Origin of the sequence: Thalassospira sp. TSL5-1 (assembly GCF_001907695.1) — a bacterium.
Classification (GTDB): domain Bacteria; phylum Pseudomonadota; class Alphaproteobacteria; order Rhodospirillales; family Thalassospiraceae; genus Thalassospira.
The window spans coordinates 312,397-331,536 of record NZ_KV880639.1 but is presented as its reverse complement, the minus strand read 5'-3'; the positions used below and the strand labels follow the sequence as shown (position 1 = coordinate 331,536).

At 54.5% G+C, this 19,140-nt stretch carries 17 protein-coding genes; 5 read left to right on the top strand and 12 right to left on the bottom strand.

What is annotated here, in order from left to right; all coding sequences use genetic code 11:
• The first annotated feature begins 81 nt into the window (after nucleotides 1–81).
• From LF95_RS18385 to LF95_RS18365, 5 genes are all read left to right on the top strand, one after another.
• Complete coding sequence (locus LF95_RS18385) at nucleotides 82–1,032, top strand: 2-dehydro-3-deoxygalactonokinase (protein WP_252509828.1); 951 nt, start codon at nucleotides 82–84, stop codon at nucleotides 1,030–1,032.
• A gap of 42 nt (nucleotides 1,033–1,074) precedes the next feature.
• Nucleotides 1,075–1,692, top strand: coding sequence for a 2-dehydro-3-deoxy-6-phosphogalactonate aldolase (locus LF95_RS18380; protein WP_073956627.1), 618 nt, complete (start codon nucleotides 1,075–1,077; stop codon nucleotides 1,690–1,692).
• Nucleotides 1,693–1,763: 71 nt separating this feature from the next.
• The gene (locus LF95_RS18375; protein ID WP_073956626.1) at nucleotides 1,764–2,546 is read left to right on the top strand and encodes an SDR family NAD(P)-dependent oxidoreductase; all 783 of its coding nucleotides are present in this window, start codon (nucleotides 1,764–1,766) and stop codon (nucleotides 2,544–2,546) included.
• 8 nt (nucleotides 2,547–2,554) lie between these two features.
• Nucleotides 2,555–2,815, top strand: a complete 261-nt coding sequence (locus LF95_RS18370; protein WP_073956625.1) for a GIY-YIG nuclease family protein — start codon at nucleotides 2,555–2,557, stop codon at nucleotides 2,813–2,815.
• Between the two features lie 78 nt (nucleotides 2,816–2,893).
• On the top strand, nucleotides 2,894–3,241 hold the full coding sequence (locus tag LF95_RS18365) for a hypothetical protein (protein WP_073956624.1): 348 nt from the start codon (nucleotides 2,894–2,896) through the stop codon (nucleotides 3,239–3,241).
• 125 nt (nucleotides 3,242–3,366) lie between these two features.
• On the opposite strand, the gene LF95_RS18360 is transcribed toward LF95_RS18365, so the two are convergent.
• The 12 genes from LF95_RS18360 to LF95_RS18305 all read right to left on the bottom strand — a co-directional run bounded on the left by LF95_RS18360 (nucleotide 3,367) and on the right by LF95_RS18305 (nucleotide 19,058).
• Nucleotides 3,367–5,313 carry a sensor histidine kinase gene (locus LF95_RS18360; protein ID WP_073956623.1) on the bottom strand — a complete coding sequence of 649 codons (1,947 nt, stop codon included), beginning with the start codon at nucleotides 5,311–5,313 and terminating at the stop codon, nucleotides 3,367–3,369.
• A complete protein-coding gene (locus LF95_RS18355) occupies nucleotides 5,310–6,419 on the bottom strand; it encodes an ABC transporter substrate-binding protein (RefSeq protein WP_073956622.1) in 1,110 nt (369 codons plus the stop codon). The genes LF95_RS18360 and LF95_RS18355 overlap by 4 nt, the downstream gene beginning before the upstream one ends.
• 16 nt (nucleotides 6,420–6,435) lie before the next feature.
• On the bottom strand, nucleotides 6,436–8,700 hold the full coding sequence (locus LF95_RS18350) for a two-component system response regulator (RefSeq protein WP_073956621.1): 2,265 nt from the start codon (nucleotides 8,698–8,700) through the stop codon (nucleotides 6,436–6,438).
• A gap of 162 nt (nucleotides 8,701–8,862) precedes the next feature.
• Nucleotides 8,863–9,498, bottom strand: coding sequence for a CDP-alcohol phosphatidyltransferase family protein (locus LF95_RS18345; RefSeq protein WP_073956620.1), 636 nt, complete (start codon nucleotides 9,496–9,498; stop codon nucleotides 8,863–8,865).
• A gap of 177 nt (nucleotides 9,499–9,675) precedes the next feature.
• A complete protein-coding gene (locus tag LF95_RS18340) occupies nucleotides 9,676–10,401 on the bottom strand; it encodes a GNAT family N-acetyltransferase (protein WP_073956619.1) in 726 nt (241 codons plus the stop codon).
• Between the two features lie 146 nt (nucleotides 10,402–10,547).
• A complete protein-coding gene (locus LF95_RS18335; protein WP_073956618.1) occupies nucleotides 10,548–11,468 on the bottom strand; it encodes a nitrilase-related carbon-nitrogen hydrolase in 921 nt (306 codons plus the stop codon).
• 128 nt (nucleotides 11,469–11,596) lie between these two features.
• Nucleotides 11,597–12,643, bottom strand: coding sequence for an extracellular solute-binding protein (locus LF95_RS18330; RefSeq protein ID WP_073956617.1), 1,047 nt, complete (start codon nucleotides 12,641–12,643; stop codon nucleotides 11,597–11,599).
• A gap of 102 nt (nucleotides 12,644–12,745) precedes the next feature.
• Nucleotides 12,746–13,540: an ABC transporter permease gene (locus LF95_RS18325; RefSeq protein WP_073956616.1), complete on the bottom strand. Its 795-nt coding sequence runs from the start codon at nucleotides 13,538–13,540 to the stop codon at nucleotides 12,746–12,748.
• Nucleotides 13,537–14,427 carry an ABC transporter permease gene (locus LF95_RS18320; RefSeq protein ID WP_073956615.1) on the bottom strand — a complete coding sequence of 297 codons (891 nt, stop codon included), beginning with the start codon at nucleotides 14,425–14,427 and terminating at the stop codon, nucleotides 13,537–13,539. Before LF95_RS18320 ends, LF95_RS18325 begins: the two co-directional genes overlap by 4 nt.
• Before the next feature lie 4 nt (nucleotides 14,428–14,431).
• Nucleotides 14,432–15,547 (bottom strand): ABC transporter ATP-binding protein, encoded by a 1,116-nt coding sequence (locus tag LF95_RS18315; RefSeq protein ID WP_073956614.1) that lies wholly within the window; start codon nucleotides 15,545–15,547, stop codon nucleotides 14,432–14,434.
• A gap of 323 nt (nucleotides 15,548–15,870) precedes the next feature.
• Entirely contained in the window at nucleotides 15,871–17,622 is a 1,752-nt protein-coding gene (locus LF95_RS18310) for a SulP family inorganic anion transporter (protein WP_073956613.1), read from the bottom strand.
• Nucleotides 17,623–17,879: 257 nt separating this feature from the next.
• Nucleotides 17,880–19,058: an acyl-CoA desaturase gene (locus LF95_RS18305; protein ID WP_215905703.1), complete on the bottom strand. Its 1,179-nt coding sequence runs from the start codon at nucleotides 19,056–19,058 to the stop codon at nucleotides 17,880–17,882.
• Nucleotides 19,059–19,140 lie beyond the last annotated feature (82 nt).

Genomic DNA, 19,140 nt, shown 5'->3' with positions numbered 1-19,140 from the left:
TCCGGGATGTACAAGCGGGACAATCGGGTTTAATCGTATGAGGAAATAAACAGCACCATCAAATATTTAGGGCAGGTAGAGGTGGCTTTGTCGCAAACGGATATTGCTTCGCGCCTTGACTGGGTCGCGGTTGACTGGGGAACATCCAATCTTCGCCTGTGGGCGATGGATGCGAATGACGCTATTTTGGCGCGTGCCGAGTCGGACCTTGGCCTGAACAAAATTACCGATGGGGGTTTTGAAACGGTTCTGCGTGACCTGATTGCGGGCTGGTTGCCTGATCACCTGTCGCAGGATGATCGTATTTCCGTCATCATATGTGGTATGGCCGGTGCAAAACAGGGCTGGTGCGAGGCCCCTTATGCCACGGTTCCTGCACGCCCGGAAACACTGGCGGCAGGGGTGGTGAAACCGGTGCTAAGGCAGGTGGGGCTTGATGTGCATATCCTGCCCGGTTTGTGCCAGGTTGATGACCCCGATGTGATGCGCGGCGAGGAAACCCAGCTTGTCGGTTTTATGGCCGATCACCCCGATTTTGCCGGGTGGGTCTGCCTGCCTGGTACGCACAGTAAATGGGCCCGTATTGAGAATGGCAGCATTACCGGTTTTCGCACCTATATGAGCGGCGAGGTTTTTGCTTTGCTGTCGCAACAATCGATCCTGCGTCATTCCATGCCGGGTGCGGATGATGCGCAGGCATTTGAATCCGCCATTCGTCATGTTGCCGAAAAACAGGGTGATTTGTTGCATTGTCTGTTTGGCATTCGCGCAAGCGGGCTGGTCGCCCCGAATACGGACACGGCTGGTGCCGGAGCGGCCACGTTGTCGGGCTATGTGATTGGCAGTGAAATTGCCGATATTGTTGCCCGGCTGGACCACAGCGAGAGCATTGCCCTGATCGGGGATGGCAAACTTTCCGCCCGTTACAACCAGGCCTTGCGGGTTCATGGTTTTGATGCTGAAATTATCGATGCCGAAGCGGCGACCCTGGGCGGGTTGCGGCGGGCCCATACCGTTTTGACCAACTTATAAATCGGCCCACTAGGAAACGTTGAGACCGGAAAGGATCATGTGATGTCACATCGTAATCTGATTGCCATTCTGCGGGGCATACACTCTTCCGAGGCAGCTGATATTGCCCGGGCATTGGTGGATGCCGGCATTACCCGGATGGAAATACCGCTGAATTCGCCCGATCCGTTCGAGGCGATACCCGTGATGAAAAAAGCGGTTGGGGACAATGCCAAAGTTGGCGCGGGAACGGTATTGACGGTCGAGGATGTTGACCGCCTTAAAGGTATTGATGCCGAATTTGTCGTATCGCCCAATTGCGATATCGAGGTGATTGCGCATACCAAAAAATGCGGCATGGGTTCGTGGCCCGGCGTGATGACGCCAACCGAGTGTTTTGCCGCGATCAAGGCCGGGGCGGACGGGTTAAAGATTTTTCCGGCTAGCCAGGTTGGCGCACAAGGTATTGCCGCGATGCGCGCTGTTTTGCCAAAATCACTACCGGTTTTTGCCGTTGGCGGTGTGGAGCCGATTGATTTTGAAAGCTTTGCCAAGGCAGGATGTAACGGTTTTGGCCTGGGATCGGGCATTTACAAACCGGGCATGAGTGCCGATGAAGTGGGCCGCCGGGCGATGGATTATGTTTATACCTATGATGCGGTTTATCGCGGTTGCCATTGATCTTTGACGCTGGAATGTCCGGCAGGCTATCTTTGCGCCATCGATAAACCGACCATTCATGGGAGGATCCATTGGATCTGGGAATTAAGGGCCGCAAGGCCATTGTTTGTGCGTCGTCCAAGGGCCTTGGACGGGGTTGTGCCATTAAATTGGCCGAAGCCGGTGTTGATTTGACGTTAAATGCCCGCAGCGAAGGCCCGCTGGAAGAAACGGCACACTATATTCGTGATACATTTGGCGTGAATGTGCAGACTGTTGCCACCGATATCACCACCGAAGAAGGCCGCAATAAGGTTCTGGCAGCCTGCCCGGAACCCGATATTCTGGTCAATAATGCCGGTGGCCCGCCGCCCGGTGTGTGGTCCGATTGGGGGCAGGATGAATGGCAGGCCGCCATTCAGTCCAATATGCTAACCCCGATTTTGCTGACCACGACGGTTCTGCCGGGCATGATTGCGCGCAAATGGGGCCGGATTGTTAATATCACGTCGGGTTCGGTCAAATCGCCGATCCCGCAGCTTGGCCTGTCCAACGCGGCCCGCGCCGGTTTGACCGGGTTTGTCGCGGGTACCGCGCGCCAGGTGGCAAAGGAGGGTGTTGTGATTAACAACCTGTTGCCCGGCCAGCATGATACGGACCGCATTAATGCCCTGATGGGCAATCGCGCCAAGGCGGAAAACATTTCGATGGATGAAGCCCGCGACCGTGCTCAGGCGTCGCTGCCGACCGGTAAATTTGGCGATCCGCTTAATTTCGGGGCGACCTGTGCCTTTATGTGCAGCGAATATGCCAGCTTCATGATTGGACAGAACCTGCTGCTTGATGGTGGCGCATTTAATTCGACAATGGGCTGAGGGCCGCTATGGCCAGCTGGACCTTTGTGTATGTGTTGCGGGAAACCGGCAGTGCCAGCCCGCGCACCTATGTTGGCTGGTCCACCGATGTTGAGGCCCGCCTTGCCGCCCATAACAGCGGCAAGGGGGCCAAATCCACCCGGGGGCGCCATTGGGAAGTGGTGTATATGGAACGTTTCCGCACCTTTGGGCAGGCCATGAGTCGCGAATGGCATTTAAAGCGCGATCGCAAATTGCGCAAACAGCTGGTGGCGTGCTTCCCATCGTAAAATCGGGCTTGATGTGGGGCCGCGTTTGCGGCTAAGTCAGGCGATAAAATCAACCTGTTTTTTGCCAAGGACACAGCAATGCCGGTACAAAAAGCCAACCCCAAGAAACTGAATGCCCTGCAAACCCGCACCCTGGCATTGGCCCAAATTTTGGCCAAAGACCCGAATTCCGGCAGCATTGATGCGCAAAGCGGCGATGCCACCATTCATCGCCTGCCGCACGGGCATGGTGACCATGTGCATGTTGGTGCATTTGTGGTGTCGGCCCGCGATGCCAGCGGTTTTAATAATCCTGCTGTTTGGGTGGCATTGGCCCGTAAGGGCCTGGCGCGCGAAGGTTATCCTGCATCCATCGTCTTGACGGCAGAAGGCCTTGAATACGATACCGGCCTTGCCGAACATTTTGTGGAAGAATCGGATCATTGATTAACGGATCCAATGTTTGGTGCCGTTTCCTGTTGTGACCCAACAGGGAGGGATAACGGCATAAAGCCCCCAACCCCCGATTGCCTGTTACAGGGCAGTCGGGGGTTTTTTTTTGGATCCTGTGGTCAGGCAGATACATGTTCCGGGGCGATCAGTGGCACGATCACGCGAAAGGTTGTGCCTTCGCCCGGTGTGCTGGTGGCGCTAATTGTGCCGCCCAGCAGCGAATTGACCGCATTGGCGGTAATTGACAGGCCAAGGCCGGTGCCACCACTTCCCATGCGTGTGGTAAAGAAGGGGTCGAAGATACGGTCAACAACGTCTTCTGTCATGCCACGGCCATTGTCGCGTACCTCCAGCAGAACGGCGTCTTTCCTGTCGGGGGCTGCTGCGAGATGCACTGAAATGATCCCTTGCTGATTGGAATCAAAGGCATGAATAAGGGCATTGTCGATTAGGTTTGTGATGATTTGGCCGATTTCGCCGGGAAAACTGTCGAGTGTAAAATCGGTATCGATGTGTTTTTCGATGGTGATGGGGCGATTTTTAAGCGACGGCGTCAGGGTCAGGACAATTTCATGAATGACATCGGCCAGCGAGAATTTGCGCCGTAATGATGATGTGCGATCCACCGCAACCTGTTTGAAGCTACTAACCAGATCACTGGCACGGATGATGTTGCGTTCGATCATCGTCGTCAGATTTTGACTCTGGGCCAGGTAATCGTGCAAGTCGGATTTGCGAATGCCCTGTTCCAACTGGCGGGAAAATTCGGTGTTTTGGTCTGAAAGAGTGCTAACCGCCATGCGCCCATTGCCAAGCGGGGTGTTCAGTTCGTGCGCGATGCCCGCCACAAGACGGCCAAGGGCGGCCATTTTTTCGGCCTGAACCAGTTCGTCCTGGGTCAGGCTTAGGGCCTCAAGGGTCGTGGAAAGTTCGGCATTGCTCCGTTCAAGCTCGGCGGTGCGTTCACGAACACGCTTTTCAAGGCCGTCATTCAGGCGGCCCAGTTCCTGCTGGCGAATGCGCACAGCAGTTGCCAGGCGGTCAAGATCGGCAAGCAGACGGTTGAATTCCTGCACGGCACCTTTTTTACGGGCGGGCAACCGCGTGCCACGCGCGGTACGCGACGCATGCTCAACCAGGCCATTTAGCGGTGAAACCATGGTGCGCGCCCAAAATGGCACAATAAGCAACCCGATCAAAAGCGACCCGCCAAAACAGAAAAGCACAATATCGATCAGGCTGATGACTTCGGGGTTATCCAGGCCGGTTGTCACCCGTGCCGTAAAATGCCAGCCCAGCGTTTGAGAGTATTTTGAGACAATATCGTAATCGATATCATCAATTGTAATTTGTTGGAGATCCGAACTGTCGCGGTCATTTTGAATCAGGCTGGTGATTTTGGGCAAAAAGATTTGGCTAATGTCATTGGCTTCACTGTCGGCAATGATTTCGCCATTGCTGTCGACAATCGTGAAGATGATTTCGTTGTTGCCGACAAAGCTTTGGTCAAGCAGGATTTGCCGCCGAATTGAAAGCTCGCCAATGATGATATCACCGGTTTCGGGAAGGCGCATTGCAACGGCTTCGGTTGTGTGACCGCTGACAACAGAGAGGTAACGGTCGCTCCAGACTGCATTGTCGGATGATGCAGCTGCGCGGAACAGGCTATTTTGTGACATATCCATGCCAACCAGTTCCTGCCAGCGTTGCGCACTGGCGTTGCGGATATAGGTGATCGTCAGTTTACCGTTTGGTCGCACCAGATAAATTGCATTGAAACGGCTTTTTTCCGGATCAATAACAGCATGATGTATGTCGTTTTCCGGCACATGTGCCAACATGTTGCCGACGATATAAAGGTCAGATTCCAGAAACGTCAGAATGGTTTCGCTGCGCTCGGTAAGGTTGGAAACGCCCTGGATAAGGGCCGCATCGTGTGCATTGCGAATTTGCGGAATTTTGACCAGCAAAATCAGGCTGCCGACGACAATGAAGGTGAACAATGATGTCGAAAACAGCAACAGAATCAGCCAGGTGCGAAACCGGTAGGGTTTAATGATTTTCATTGCAGCACAAACTGGCCATCGCGGATAATAAGGTAATAGCTTTGCCGACCGGAATCGCCATAGCTGTTAAAACGAAGCGGTTGTTGCAGTCCCTTGACCGGCGGAAGCTGCAACAGGGCGTTTTTCAGCGGGATTTTGGCCTGATGCTGTAATTTCAGCCCGGCGACAAGCAGAGTGGCGGCATCGTGCGTCGCAACACTGGTATAGCCCGGCATGGCATTGAACCGGGATTTGTACGCGCTGACAAAACGCTGAAAATGTGGGTCCGTGCTGTGCCGGTCATAGGTTTGCAGTACTTCCAGCCCTTCTACGGCAGACCCGCCCATGACAATCAGTTCTTCCGAAGCGGCCCATTCGGCCGCGGCAATGGGGCGTGTCTCCCCACGTTTGCGAAGCTGAAGCGATAATTGCGCGCTGTCAAACCCGTTGGCAACCAAAAGAAACGCATCGGCATTTGTTGCAATCAGCTGTTCGGCCGGTTGCGAAAACCCGGTTTCTTTTTCATGGTTAAAGGCAATGCGGGCAATGACTTCACCGCCAAGGGCGGTAAAGGCGCGCTCGAATTCTGCTGCCCAGCTTTCGGTAAAGACGGCGTTGGCATGGTCAAGTGCCAGAGAGACTTTTTTGCGCCCCAGTTCGGCCTGTTTGCGGGCATAGATACTGGCATTTTCGCTGGTGGTGGAATTGATGCGGAAAAGATGATCATCCCGGTTGGCCAGTTCCAGTGCCGAAACGGTTGGTGAAATGGTGACGATCTGGTGTTTATCGATACCGGGCAGCATGGCCGACCCGACCGAACTTATCATCGGCCCGATGATGGCTGCGACTTCCAGCTTGTGGAATTCCTCGATCAGGTCTTTGGCAAGGTCGGTGTTTTTTTGGTCATCCCGAATGATCAGTTCCAGGGAACGTCCGTTAATACCGCCATTTTTGTTGGTTTCGTCAACCACCATCATCAGGGCGTTGCGCGCCGCAAGGCCGGTGTCGGCTCCTGCGCCGGTTAACCCGGCAACAAAGCCAATTTTAACCGGCGGCGGGGCCTCACAACCTGCCAGGGCAAACAAGGCAGGAAAAGCCAGCGATGCAAGACGAAACAGCGTTGTCATTTGGCGTTTGTTACCCCTAAGCTGACTTGAAATTTTCAAGCCAGACCAACATCTCGTTTTCCGGCATGGGATGGCCGTACAAATATCCCTGGGCGATATCGCAGGACATATCGCGCAACTTGCGGGCCTGTTTATCGGTTTCGATGCCTTCGGCCACAATTTTAAGTCCCAGGCGATGCCCCAAGGGAATGATCAGTTCGGCGATGCGGCTGTCATTTTCGGCGTCACTATCGAGCCCGGTGACAAAACAGCGGTCAATTTTCAGTTTGTCGACGGGAAGGCGGTCCAGATAGGACAATGACGAAAAACCGGTGCCAAAATCGTCAATGGCAATCGAGAACCCCAAATCGCGAATACGTGTCAGCAATATTTCAAGATCATCAATGCCAATGTCACAGGCGCTTTCGGTGATTTCGAGTTCAACAAAACGCGGCGAAATACCGGCATGCGCAACCAGGCGTTCCAGCCCGTCAATGAATGTATCGGCCAGCAATTGCACCTTTGAAACATTGATCGAGACGCGCATGTCGGAAAAGCCTGCCGCATGTATTTTACCAAGCATGTGCAGGGATTCGCGTAAAACCCAGTCGCCAATCGGGCGGATCAGTCCGGAATATTCGGCCAGCGGGATAAAGTCGCACGGTGGGACAAAGGTGCCATCAGTACGGCGCCATCGCACCAGGGCCTCCATGCCGCAGGGGCGGCCGGTTGTGAAATCAATCAGAGGCTGAAAATGGCATTCAAACTGGTTGCGTTCCAGGGCCATTTGCAGGTCATTAAGGCGCTGGGCGCGGTCGCGGGTGATGGCGGCCTGTTGAGGGTCATATTTTGTGACCTGACCGAACCCGGCTGACTTTGCCCGTTTGAGCGCGATATAGGCCTGCTTCATGAAATCCAGTGCCGTTTGCCCATCGGCAAACAGGTCGGTTGATCCGGCAGCGATGCGCATGGGCAGTTCAAAATGATCAATTTTGAACGGGGCCTTGAAAATGGCGGTCATTGATATTTGTGATAGTTCTTCGCTGCGTCCGACAACGGCAAACAGGTCGGCGGCAATCCGGCCGACTATGCAGTCAGACAGAACACTGGAAAGTCGGTCGCCAACGGCGCACAAGAGCCGGTCACCATAGGCATGTCCCAGCACATCATTGATTTCGGCAAACAATTGCAGGTCCACCAGCATCAGGGAGTGAGGCTGCGGATCGGGATTTTTAAGAAAGGCCGTCATCGTTTCCAGAATGGCCGTGCGATTGGCAAGTCCGGTGAGTTCATCGACATAGGCGCGACGTTTGAGTTTTTCGACAAGCTGGATGTTTTCGGCACACAGGGCCAGGTTGCTGCAAAATATTTCAAGCAGATGCTGGTCAAGCTCGCTAACCGGGTGGGGGGCACCGATATAGACTGTAAGGGCATATCCCTCGCGGACATAAAGATAGAGAACAACACAGTCAGGCAGCAGAATGGTTTCTTTGCGCAACATACATGTGCGCAGGGCTTCCCGGATGTCACTGGCACGCAGTTCCTCAAGATCAAGGCCGATCAGTTCGCTATAGCGCCCCGCGGCAGCAATGATCTGAATATGACCGGCTGGAACCGGCTGATGGCTGTCGATCAGGTCTAGATGTTCATGTTCTCCAATTGCGCAAACCAATCCTTCGGGATGAACATCAATCAGGCTTGAAAGTTGGGTAATGACCCCTTCGGCAAAGTTGCGCAAACCCCGACGGGACAGAAATTCGTTGCTTGAAGAAATGATCTTTTCAAGTCCCACCCGGCTCGCGTCGAGCTTTTGCATCCGCTCGTAAGAACGCAGGGCGGTGGTGATGGTGGTAAACAGCTTGTTGCGGGTCAGCTCGGTTTTGGTTTTGTAATCGTCGATGTCGTATTTGGTAATGGCATCCATTTCCGGTGCCTGGCCGGGCTGCCCCGTGCGCAGGATAATGCGGACATTGCGCATACCAAGTGCTTCGCGAATATGCCCAACCAGGTTAAGGCCGGCATCGCTGGTTTCCATCACCACATCCAGTAAAATGACGGCAATGTCCGTTTCCCGCGTCAGAAGATCGGCGGCCTCTTTGGCGCTGTAGGCATGAAGCAATTCTGCCGGGCGCCCCAGAAAAGCGAGACCATCGAGCGCCATTTGCGTGATTTCGTGAACATCGGGGTCGTCATCGACGACCAGAATGCGCCATGCCGAGGCAATGCCATGCGCCATTTGGGGCTGCGATGGCGCTGGCGTGGTTTCGTCATCTTCGAGAAAAACAAATTCGTCGTTAGTCAAGGCGGGACGCCCTTCTGCTCGATACCTGTTATAGGAGGTAATTAATCTTCATAAGAATAATTTACTATACCAATGTATTAGGTGTCGAGAGTGTATTCCGTCAAGACCCATCAAAAGGATTTAGGTGAAAGGCTGATAGGAGGGCACAACCGTGATCTTGGATCAGGAGAAATCGCGCCGTGCTTGCAGGACGCGGCCAAAGGTTGTGATTAGGCACAGGACCCCGAAAATGGCGGCGATGGGCTGGAAATAGTGCGGGAAGAAACAAAAGGCCAGCAGGACGGCAATGGTTTCGCTGCCTTCGGTAATGCCGGTCAGGTAATAGAAGCTTTTTTTACCCTGTTTTTCATGATTGTCCCCGCGTTTGGCAGCGATAATGGCATAGGCGAGAAAACTGCTGCCCGTCCCGACAAAGCAGAAAATCAGGAACGCGGCCATTAACGCATCCTGCGGGCGTCCAATGGCAAAGGCCAGCACCATGCCTGAATAAAACAGAAAATCGGCAACGATATCGTAATAGCCGCCAATATCGCTTTCCTGTGTTTTGGCATTGGGGTGGCGACTGCGCGGGGCGGCATGGCGGGCAATGGCCCCGTCCATACCGTCGGCCAGGCGGCTGAGGATGATCAGGGTGGCAGCCACGTAATAAAGGTTGATTGCCAGGGCAAAGGCGGCCATCAAGCCCAAAAGAAACCCCAGTGCTGTGACCATGTTTGGTGTAATACCGCTGCCCGAAAGCCGCCGTGCCATTGCGTTCAAAGGTGGATCAATCAGCGGGCGCAGGCGAGCATCAAACATTCGGGGCTCCGGGATTAAGGCGTTGGTTTGTTATAACGTGACTTCTGCCAAATTCATAATCATCAGACGATCAGCGCACGAGCCCGGTTGCTGAAGGGCATGTTACCCCCCAATAAAAACGCCGCCAGGCAGCGGCGGCGTTTTATCCTGTTGGACAATTTGATTATTGCACCGGCCTTATGATGCGGCCAATTCCGTGCGCAGGGTTTGCAGGCTTTTGATTTGTTTGCCATTGGCATCGAAGTTTTTTGGGGCAAGCCAGGCTTCAAATGCGGCACGGACCAGCGGCCATTCCTGATCGAGGATGGAAAACCATGCCGAATCACGATTGCGGCCCTTATAAACCATGTGCTGGCGGAAGGTGCCTTCATAAACAAAGCCATACCGCGTTGCGGCGGCGCGCGACGGGGCGTTCTGATCGTCGCATTTCCATTCATAGCGGCGATAGCCCAACTCGTCGAAGGCCCGTTTCATCATCAGATACATGGCTTCGGTGCCGGCAATGGTTTGCGACAGGGCCGGGGTATAGTTGATATGGCCAACTTCAATTGTACCATGTGTGGTATCGGGCCGCAGAAATGCCGCAATGCCTACTGCTTTGCCGCTGGCAAGGTCGATAATGGCATGCAGCATCGGGTCCGGTCCGCGCATGCTTTCAAGCCAGGTTTGATAGGTACCAACATCCTCGAACGCCTCGTAAGGAAGATAGGTGAAGCGTTCGCCCGTCGCGGCCACCCGGTTGCCCTCGAACAGGTCGTTGGCATGCTTGGCGGGGTCAATCGGTTCAACCCGGCAGTGGGTGCCCGTCATGGCTGTAGTAGGTGGCAGGGTGCTGGGTTTCCAGTTTTCGACAGGGTGGCCAATGGGTTGGCCGAACTGGTTGTATCGGGGCGCGGTGGTCATGGTCTTTATCCTCAATGATACGCAGTTCGGCCAATGTGAGGTACAGTCGGTTCTAGACGAAGGACCAGTTTGCTAAATTTTATGGGGCCAATTGGCGTCGTGAAGAATGACGGTAATGCTTCGCTTCGCAAATGACCCCATCACATTCAGGCCTGTGTGACCTCGATTTCGCGCGCCGACCAGTTCCCTGGCCAGACTTCGGCATCGCCCGCGCGCAACTGGCGGATTTTGCCAACCGGGACATCACGGGCCAGCAAGACGGGACCATCGCCACCATCCCCACCATCGGGTGCGATCATGGCGAATATGCCGTTATGGCCCAAATCGGGTTCGCACGGAATATAAACGGCACAGCCGCTGTAATTGGTGGGGTTTTGCGTGGTGTTAATGGCTGCGCCGGTGGTGCCACAGGCGGCAATGGTGCACATCAATTCCACGGCACGCGCCTTGGCACAGCCAAACACCCGATGATAGCCCGAGGGTTTGGCTGTCATGGATGGCACCAGCACCAGATCGATATTTTGCCGGGCCAGCAGGCAGGACAGGGCGGGCATTTCAATGTCGAGGCAGATCAAAATGGCAATGCGCAAACCGCACCAGTCGATGACGGACAATTTCTTACCTGGTGTCAGGTTCCAGTTATCGGGTTCCTGTTCGCCCGGGGTGAGGCTGAGTTTATCCTGGGCAATCATTTTGCCATCGGGCAGAAAGGCAAGGGCCCGGTTGGTTTGACCGCGGCGCGGATCATCACCGATATGCCAGGGCATGGAACCCGCAACCAGCATCATGTTATGGCGAATGGCAAGGTTGGTTGCGCCATCGATGACGGTTGGGGCCAAGTCGGCCATCCAGGCGATTTCCTCGTCCGGTTGCAGGCCGTGGGGCTTAAAGGCCAGCCATTGTTCACTGGCATATTCCGGCATGACAAAAATATCGGCCCCTTCAGCACGGGCCTGTTTCATTTTCTGGTCAATATGAGCGATCCAGTCAGCGATGCCGGAAATGGCAACACCCAGATTGGTGGCCCACAGGGCGATATTGACGGTATCTGTCAGGTCTTGGGTCATGGTGACGCCCCCAAATATATATGCGGGGTAAAAAGGCAGCCGGAAACCTGAGCTCACTGTCAGATACCGGCTGCCGGTGATGGTTTAGTCTCTGTCAGCCACGTTTGTGGCGCAAAAACGCAGGTTTATCAGCTTTTCAGCTTGGTCCAGACGCGGTTGCGCAAATCGCGGGCCTTTGTTGAACAGTTTTTGCCAGCAACCAGCCGGTCGGCATATTTCTCGGGCATGTTCACGGCCGGATCATTCTTGAGGGCTTCATCAAGATAGGCATCCGATCCCTTAATGCCATTCATATAACCGGTATAGTTGGATGCGGCGGCGGCATTCTCGGGCAACATCATCCAGTTGATAAAGGTTTTGGCATTGTCAAAGTGTGGGGCCCCTTTGGGGATGATGAAGTGATCGGACCAGAAGCTCAGCCCTTCCCTGGGATAGACAAAAACGGCACTGGGCAGGCTTTCTTTGGTGCGGTGCGATGCGCCATTCCACTGCATGTGCATGGCAACTTCCTTGGCGGCCATCCGGTCAATCGTCCCTTCGGAGCTATAAACCGCGACATAGGGTTTCTGCTTTTGCAAAATGTCGAGGATTTGTTGTGCTTCTTTCGGGTCTTCGGTGCATTTATCCACCCCGGCATAATAGGCCGCAGCGGCATACATTTCGACTTCGTCATTCAAAGCACCGATTTTGCCCTGGAATTCGGGGCGTGGTTCAAAAAACTCTTTCCAGCTATCATCCAGCTTTTCTTTGGCGATATCGGAATCATAGGTAAAGCCGGTTGTACCCCACAAATACGTAGCCGAATATTTGCGCTCCGGGTCGTATTTCATGGTGTCGTGCGGCTTGGCGACATCTTTGAAATTTTCAAGGCTTTTGGCATCAAATTCGGTTGCCAGCTTTTCCTTGATCATGACATCGACCATGTAATCGGATGCGACAACAATGTCGTAACCCGATGCCCCGGCCTGGAGCTTCGCCAGCATGGTTTCGTTGGAATCATAAACATCCAGCGTCACCTTGATACCGGTTTCCTTTTCAAATTTTTCAAAAAGTTCCGGCGGGAAGTAGTTGGACCAGTTGTAGAAAAACAGCTCGCCGTCGGCTTTGGCAGCCCCGGCTCCAAGGCTTAAAAGGGCAAAGGCGGATGCGCCCAGAAGGATAGAACGTAGTTTCATTTTAAAACTCCCTGATCGGACGGTCTGATTTATGCTCTGGCGTGCGGCCCCGTCCCCCAAACCGCACGCGTTTTACGTCGAATAATATGACAGGGCCGATTGTTAATACCGGATCCGGTCAATTAAAAACGAGATGCTGACAAAAATGATCGATATGATCAGCATTAGGGCGGAAATGGCATTGACCTCGGGCGTAATGCCAATGCGGATCATGCCAAAGATATAGATTGGCAGGGTGGTGGACCCGGCCCCGCCGACGAAATAGGAAATCACGAAATCATCGAGCGAGATGATGAAGGACAGCATCGCACCGGAAAGAATGCCCGGCCATAATAGTGGAAAAGTCACGCGCTTAAACGCCTGCCATTCATTGGCATAAAGGTCGTTTGCTGCCTCGATCAAGGCAGGGTCCATACCGTCCAACCTTGCGCGGATGGGCAAATAGGCAAAGGGAATGCAAAATACCGTATGGGCGGCGATGATGCTGATTAACCCCAGTTTGACGCCAATCACGATGAAAAACAGCAAGGTGGCAATGGCGGTAACGATTTCGGGGACCAGCAGCGGCAATGTCAGCATGGCGGCAACGCCGGTTTCGCCGCGAAACCGACCGCGTGCCATGCCCATTGCGGCCAGGGTTGCTGCAAGGGTGGCGATGACAGTGGCCGACAGGCCAATGATAAGCGAATTTTTCGCTGCGCGCAGCATGTCGGAATTATCCAGCACCACGCTGTACCAGTGCGTGGAAAAGCCGGTCCAGATGGTGGCAAGCCGGTTTTCGTTAAAGGAAAGAACCAGCAGCACAATGATCGGCAAATACAGATAGGCGAAAAAGAAAATCGCCATTGGCGTAATGCCGTGAAACCGCCATAACGGGTTGGCGCGATCAACTTTCATGATGCGTCCTCCGGCATTTTTTTGAATTTAAGCGAATAGACCATCATCGCGATCAGCACCAATGCCAGCAGGACAAAGCCCAGTGCTGCGCCAAAGGGCCAATTGCGTGCTGCGCCAAACTGGCTGCCAATCAGATTGGCGATCATCATGAATTTGCCACCACCCAGAAGCTCTGGCGTGACATAGGCGCCCAGGCAGGGAATGAAAACCAGAATGGACCCGGCAATAATGCCCGGTGTTGCCAGCGGCAGAATGATGCGGGTCATGGCCTTGCGTTTGTTGGCCCCCAGGTCAAATGCTGCCTCGATCAAACGGTGATCCAGTTTTTCAAGGCTGGCATAAATTGGTAGCACCATGAAGGGCAGATAGGTGTAGGTCAGACCGATGGAGACGGCATAGGGCGTATAAAGAATATCCAGCCCGCCGGTATCCAGACCAACGGCATTCAGCAAATTGTCAATCAGTCCGCCATTGCGCAGCAGCAGCATCCAGGCATAGTTGCGTACCAGGATGTTGGTCCAGAACGGGATTGTGACCAGAAAGATGAACATGTTGCGCCGGCTTTGCGGCTGCATGGCAATATAAAAGGCGGTGGGAAAACCCAGGATCAGCGCCAGAACGGTGGTCAGGGCTGAAAGTTCGAAGGATCGCAGGAAGATTTGCAGATAGTCGGTATTGACGATCAGATTATCCATCAGATCGCGGTCAAAGATGAACGAAACATAGGCATCAAAGGACAGGCTGCCCCAATTTACCCCGCCATTTGTGCCGCGTTCGAGAATGGAAACATAGGCCATTTGCAAAAGCGGCAGGCCCATGAAAAAGCCGATATAGACCACTGCCGGGGCGATCAGCCAGAAACGTTTGTGTCGGGTGAAAAATTCCATCGGCCTAGTCCACCAATACACGGATGGCAGCGGCCGGAAGGGTAATATCGACATCATCCCCCCGCGCAAAGGACATGGTGGCCCCGTCGCGGTTTTGAACGCGCGTTAACAGGCGTGTCTGATCATCCAGACGGATGTGATAGGTGGTGTCGGTACCAAAATAAACCACATCGTCGATTTTGCCGCGCAGTGCTGTCTCGCTGCTGCCTTGTGGGGCCAGAATGATGCGTTCCGGGCGAATGGCAATGGTTGCGCTGGCTTGTTGAGCAGGGCGCGACGGGTTTTCTGCCACCCCGGCCAGGCTGATGGTTTGCCCGCCCGGCAGCGCAAGGACGGCATTGCCAGCATCCGCCCCGTTTTGGTGAATTTCACCTTGCAGGAAATTGCTATCGCCAATGAAATCGGCGACAAAGCGGTGGGTTGGGGTTTCGTAAATGTCGCGCGGGGTGCCGATTTGCAGGATCTTGCCCGATTTCATCACGGCAATGCGGTCTGACATTGCCAGGGCTTCTTCCTGATCGTGGGTGACGAAGATAAAGGTAATGCCGGTTTCGGTTTGCAGGCGTTTGAGTTCGATCTGCATTTCCTTGCGCAATTTCAGGTCAAGTGCCGAAAGCGGTTCATCCAGCAGCAAAACCTTGGGGGCCGGGGCGAGTGCACGGGCGAGCGCAATACGCTGCTGCTGCCCGCCGGAAAGCTGGCTGGGCTGGCGGTCGCCAAATTCAGCCAGGCGCACCAGTTCCAGCATTTCTTCGGCGCGGCAGTTGGCATCGCGCTTGGGTATGTTTTGCATTTCAAGGCCAAATGTCACGTTTTCGCGCACGGTTAAATGCGGAAACAGGGCATAGGACTGAAATACCGTGTTGATCGGGCGTTTAAATGGGGGCAGGTCGTTTAGGGCTTTGCCTTCTAGGGCAATTTCACCGCCACTTGCCTGCTCGAATCCGCCAATCAGGCGCAAAAGCGTGGTTTTGCCGCAGCCAGACGGCCCCAACATGGTGAAAAATTCGTTCTGGAATATATCAACCGATACATCATCAAGTGCCAGAACAGCGTTGGAGCCGCCCCCAAACCGCTTGCTGACCGCACGCGCGGAGATCACAACGTCTTTGTTTGACATAAAACTTCCCTGAATATTGTCAATTTCTGACGGTATTGTGCGCCCGCCTTTTCACAATTGTCTATTGTTGTTCACGCGAATGCCAGCAATAGATAATCGCCTGGCTCTCTAGACCCGGGCAGACAGACTATATTCAGGGGTAACGTTGCACGCGATGAATGGTTTCCAAAAAAGGGTGCGATCGCAGGGATTTAATGATTATTCGCGTCTGGGTTGGTTTTGGGTCGCGCATTGATTGCGTAACTGTTTGATCACGCGACCCGAAAAACAATGGTCAATAGAAGGCGGCCTTTTGTGCAATCTGCTTTGCTTTATTGGCCATTTTAGCGCGTTGGGCGGATTTTTTGCAAGGCACCGGCAATGTCGGATTCAACATGCAGGGCGTTGCGTTCCAGGATGCCCATACCCGCCAGAACCTTTTGCGGTTGAGACCTTAAGCCCACCAGAAACAGCCGTGTGCCATGCCGCTGGCAGGTGGAAATGAAATGTTCGATCCGCGATGCGCCGCTGGCATCGATCATGGGCACATCATCCATACACAGGATAAAATCGCGCGGATAACCGGCTACACTGTCGATCACATCGGTCAGTCGGTTGGCGACGCCAAAAAACAACGGTCCCGACAGGCGATAAATTTCAAGATTATCGGGGATGCCCTCGCGCATGATCGGGTTATCGGGCAATCCATCGGGCTGGTCCTGGCGGATCAGCGGGGTGGTGCCGGAACGGTTTTGTGTGCTCAATTTGTCGCCGTTGTTTGCATTGCCATTGCCTGCCGGTGTCTGGGAGATGATGACACTTTCAGACATGCGGTGCATAAACAGGATGGCAGCCAGCACCACACCGGCCTGAATGGCAACCGTCAAATCCACCATCACCGTCAGGCCGAATGTTACGATCAGCACCAGCCGGTCGCCCAGCGGGCCGCGCAGCAGGCGGGCAAAACGGTCCATCTCGCTCATATTCCAGGCAACAACCATCAACACGGCGGCCAGGGCAGCCAGCGGAATGTAATTTGCCAGCGGGGCCAGCAACAGCATGAAAATCAGCAGAAAAACCGCATGCAACATGCCTGATATGGGCGATTTCGCCCCGGAACGAATGTTGGTGGCCGTGCGGGCAATGGCCCCGGTCGCCGGCAGCCCGCCAAACAGCCCGGATGCCAGATTGGCAACACCCTGGGCCACCAGTTCGCAGTTGGAACGATGGCGGCGGCCTGTCATGCCATCGGCCACCATTGCGGATAGCAGGCTTTCGATCCCGGCCAGAAAGGCGATGGTAAAGGCGCTGGGCATGAGCTGCATGATACGTGCGGTCGAGACATCAGGCAGGGAGGGCAGGCCGATATCGGCTGAAATGCCACCAAAGCGAGAGCCAATGGTCTCGATGGGCAAATTGCCAACAGCGACAATTACCGATGCCAGGGCAACCGCGATCAGGAAACTGGGAAGTTTGGGGGCGGTGCGCCGGGCGATGATGATGACGGCCAGTGCGCCCAATGCAATTGCCAGGTTTACCGGGTCCAGGGTTGCACGAGCCTGCCACAGGGCTTCGATCTTGGCGATAAACTCGGCCGGCAGTTCTGCCATTTTAAGGCCAAACAGATCCTTGATCTGGCTGGTGAAAATGATTACCGCAATGCCGGAGGTAAAGCCCGTTACCACCGGTTCGGGGATATATTTGATCCATGTGCCAAAGCGCGCCAGCCCCGCAATGATCAGCATGATACCGGCCATCAGCGTTGCCAGGATCAACCCGTCATAGCCATATTGGGCGATGACATTAAACACCACCACTACAAAGGCACCGGTAGGCCCACCGATTTGAAAACGGCTGCCGCCCAGGGCAGATATGAAAAAACCGGCAATAATGGCGGTTATCAGCCCCTTGTCCGGCGTGGCGCCGCTGGCAATAGCCAGCGCCATGGAAAGCGGCAGGGCAACGACCGCCACTGTCATGCCCGAAATGGCATCCTGCCTTAGATGTGCCAGCGAATAACCCTCGCGAAAGACTGTGACCAGTTTGGGTAAAAACAATGTCCAGCCAGAGGTTTTGCGCGTCGCAGTGTTATTCATGAAGGCAGATCCGATCGTATGAGGTGGTTTGTCCACTAAAAATAGTGTGATTGATTATTCATTTACTGAAAATAAAATGTCAATCATGGCATGCACAAACGCGCTATGTGCAAAACGAATAGGTGTGGTGAAATCAGCCGATATTTTTGCTTGTCTTGTGACCGTGCCAGGCGGTGACAGGCGGAGGGCGAAACAAAATACCCCCGCAGGGTGTTTTGCCTGCGGGGGTATTTGTTGCGGGGGGCTGAACCTGTCTGTCAGCCCGCTGTTGCGGGTGCCGGGGTTAACCTGTTGCCCACGGATGCCAGGAAATAATCATAGGCGCGGTCGATAATATCATCGAGCGAACGGGTCTTGGCAAACATCTGCCGGGCGGTTGCCATAAATTCGTCCCGGCTGGGCAGGTGTGGCAAATGGAACGCCGAAAGGGCATCGCCGGTTCGGTGGCGGGCATTGGTCAGTACGTCCTGCAGGTTTTGCAGGTCCGGGCCGTGCAGGGTGGTGCTGATGGCCTTGGCAATGCGGTCCGGGTCAAAGCGGGCGGCAAGCTGTTCGGCAGCCCGGTTGATCACCTTGGTGCCTAGGCGCTGTTCGTTGCGCAAAACCTGCTTGGGCGGCTGTTTCAAATCGCGGACCAAACCAATCCATGACAGGACGCACAGGATGTAATAGGTGGCATCATATTCCCACCAGCGAAACCCCTGGCGCGCACTGCTTTGATAGGCGTGGTGGTTGTTGTGCCAGCCTTCGCCCATAGTCACAATTGCCAGCAGCCAGTTATTGCGCGAATCATCCCCGGTGACATACCGTTTGCGTCCGCTGACATGGGCCAGCGAATTAATGCCGAATGTGCCGTGGTAACAGGCAACCGTACTCCAGAAAAAGCCAACCACAAGGCCCGACCACCCGGCAATCAGGAAACTGGCCACCGCCAGGACAATGGCGGGCGCGGTTTCAAATTTATGCAGCCACATCAGTTCGCGATAGCGGGTCAGGTCGCTTACGGTGGACAGGTCGGCCTGGTCATGCTGGCGGGCGAAGATCCAACCGACATGGCTGTAGAGAAATCCACGATGGCGCGGGGAATGCACATCGTTTTCGGTATCGGAATATTTGTGATGATGGCGGTGTTTGGCGGCCCACCAGAGAACACTTTTTTGCGCACTGCTTTGCGCGAGGAGGGCCAGAACAAACTGGAAAAAGCGGCTGGTGGCAAAGGCACGATGGGAGAAATAGCGATGATACCCACCCGTAACCCCAAACATGCGCACGACATATAACACAAGGCCCAAAATGGCGGCTTGCCATGTGATTCCCGTCCAGATCGCGGCAAAACAGGCCAAATGCACCAGCGAAAACGGGATCAGGGCCGGATAGATGATATCATCGTGGTGCTGGTTTGGTTCGGGTGCCGGGCTGGCGGTCGTCATGGGCATTATATAAAGTTCCAGTTCTGTCGTTCGGGAAGATAAAGGGCCGGTTATCCGGGCCGGTTACGGATCGCATTCATAAGGCGTT

Bases quoted from the DNA above. Each gene is read 5' to 3' on its own strand.
- LF95_RS18380 (WP_073956627.1), top strand. From the start codon at position 1,075: ATGTCACATCGTAATCTGATTGCCATTCTGCGGGGCATACACTCTTCC.
- LF95_RS18370 (WP_073956625.1), top strand. From the start codon at position 2,555: ATGGCCAGCTGGACCTTTGTGTATGTGTTGCGGGAAACCGGCAGTGCC.
- LF95_RS18365 (WP_073956624.1), top strand. From the start codon at position 2,894: ATGCCGGTACAAAAAGCCAACCCCAAGAAACTGAATGCCCTGCAAACC.
- LF95_RS18360 (WP_073956623.1), bottom strand. From the start codon at position 5,313: ATGAAAATCATTAAACCCTACCGGTTTCGCACCTGGCTGATTCTGTTG.
- LF95_RS18355 (WP_073956622.1), bottom strand. From the start codon at position 6,419: ATGACAACGCTGTTTCGTCTTGCATCGCTGGCTTTTCCTGCCTTGTTT.
- LF95_RS18345 (WP_073956620.1), bottom strand. From the start codon at position 9,498: ATGTTTGATGCTCGCCTGCGCCCGCTGATTGATCCACCTTTGAACGCA.
- LF95_RS18340 (WP_073956619.1), bottom strand. From the start codon at position 10,401: ATGACCACCGCGCCCCGATACAACCAGTTCGGCCAACCCATTGGCCAC.
- LF95_RS18335 (WP_073956618.1), bottom strand. From the start codon at position 11,468: ATGACCCAAGACCTGACAGATACCGTCAATATCGCCCTGTGGGCCACC.
- LF95_RS18330 (WP_073956617.1), bottom strand. From the start codon at position 12,643: ATGAAACTACGTTCTATCCTTCTGGGCGCATCCGCCTTTGCCCTTTTA.
- LF95_RS18325 (WP_073956616.1), bottom strand. From the start codon at position 13,540: ATGAAAGTTGATCGCGCCAACCCGTTATGGCGGTTTCACGGCATTACG.
- LF95_RS18320 (WP_073956615.1), bottom strand. From the start codon at position 14,427: ATGGAATTTTTCACCCGACACAAACGTTTCTGGCTGATCGCCCCGGCA.
- LF95_RS18315 (WP_073956614.1), bottom strand. From the start codon at position 15,547: ATGTCAAACAAAGACGTTGTGATCTCCGCGCGTGCGGTCAGCAAGCGG.
- LF95_RS18310 (WP_073956613.1), bottom strand. From the start codon at position 17,622: ATGAATAACACTGCGACGCGCAAAACCTCTGGCTGGACATTGTTTTTA.
- LF95_RS18305 (WP_215905703.1), bottom strand. From the start codon at position 19,058: ATGCCCATGACGACCGCCAGCCCGGCACCCGAACCAAACCAGCACCAC.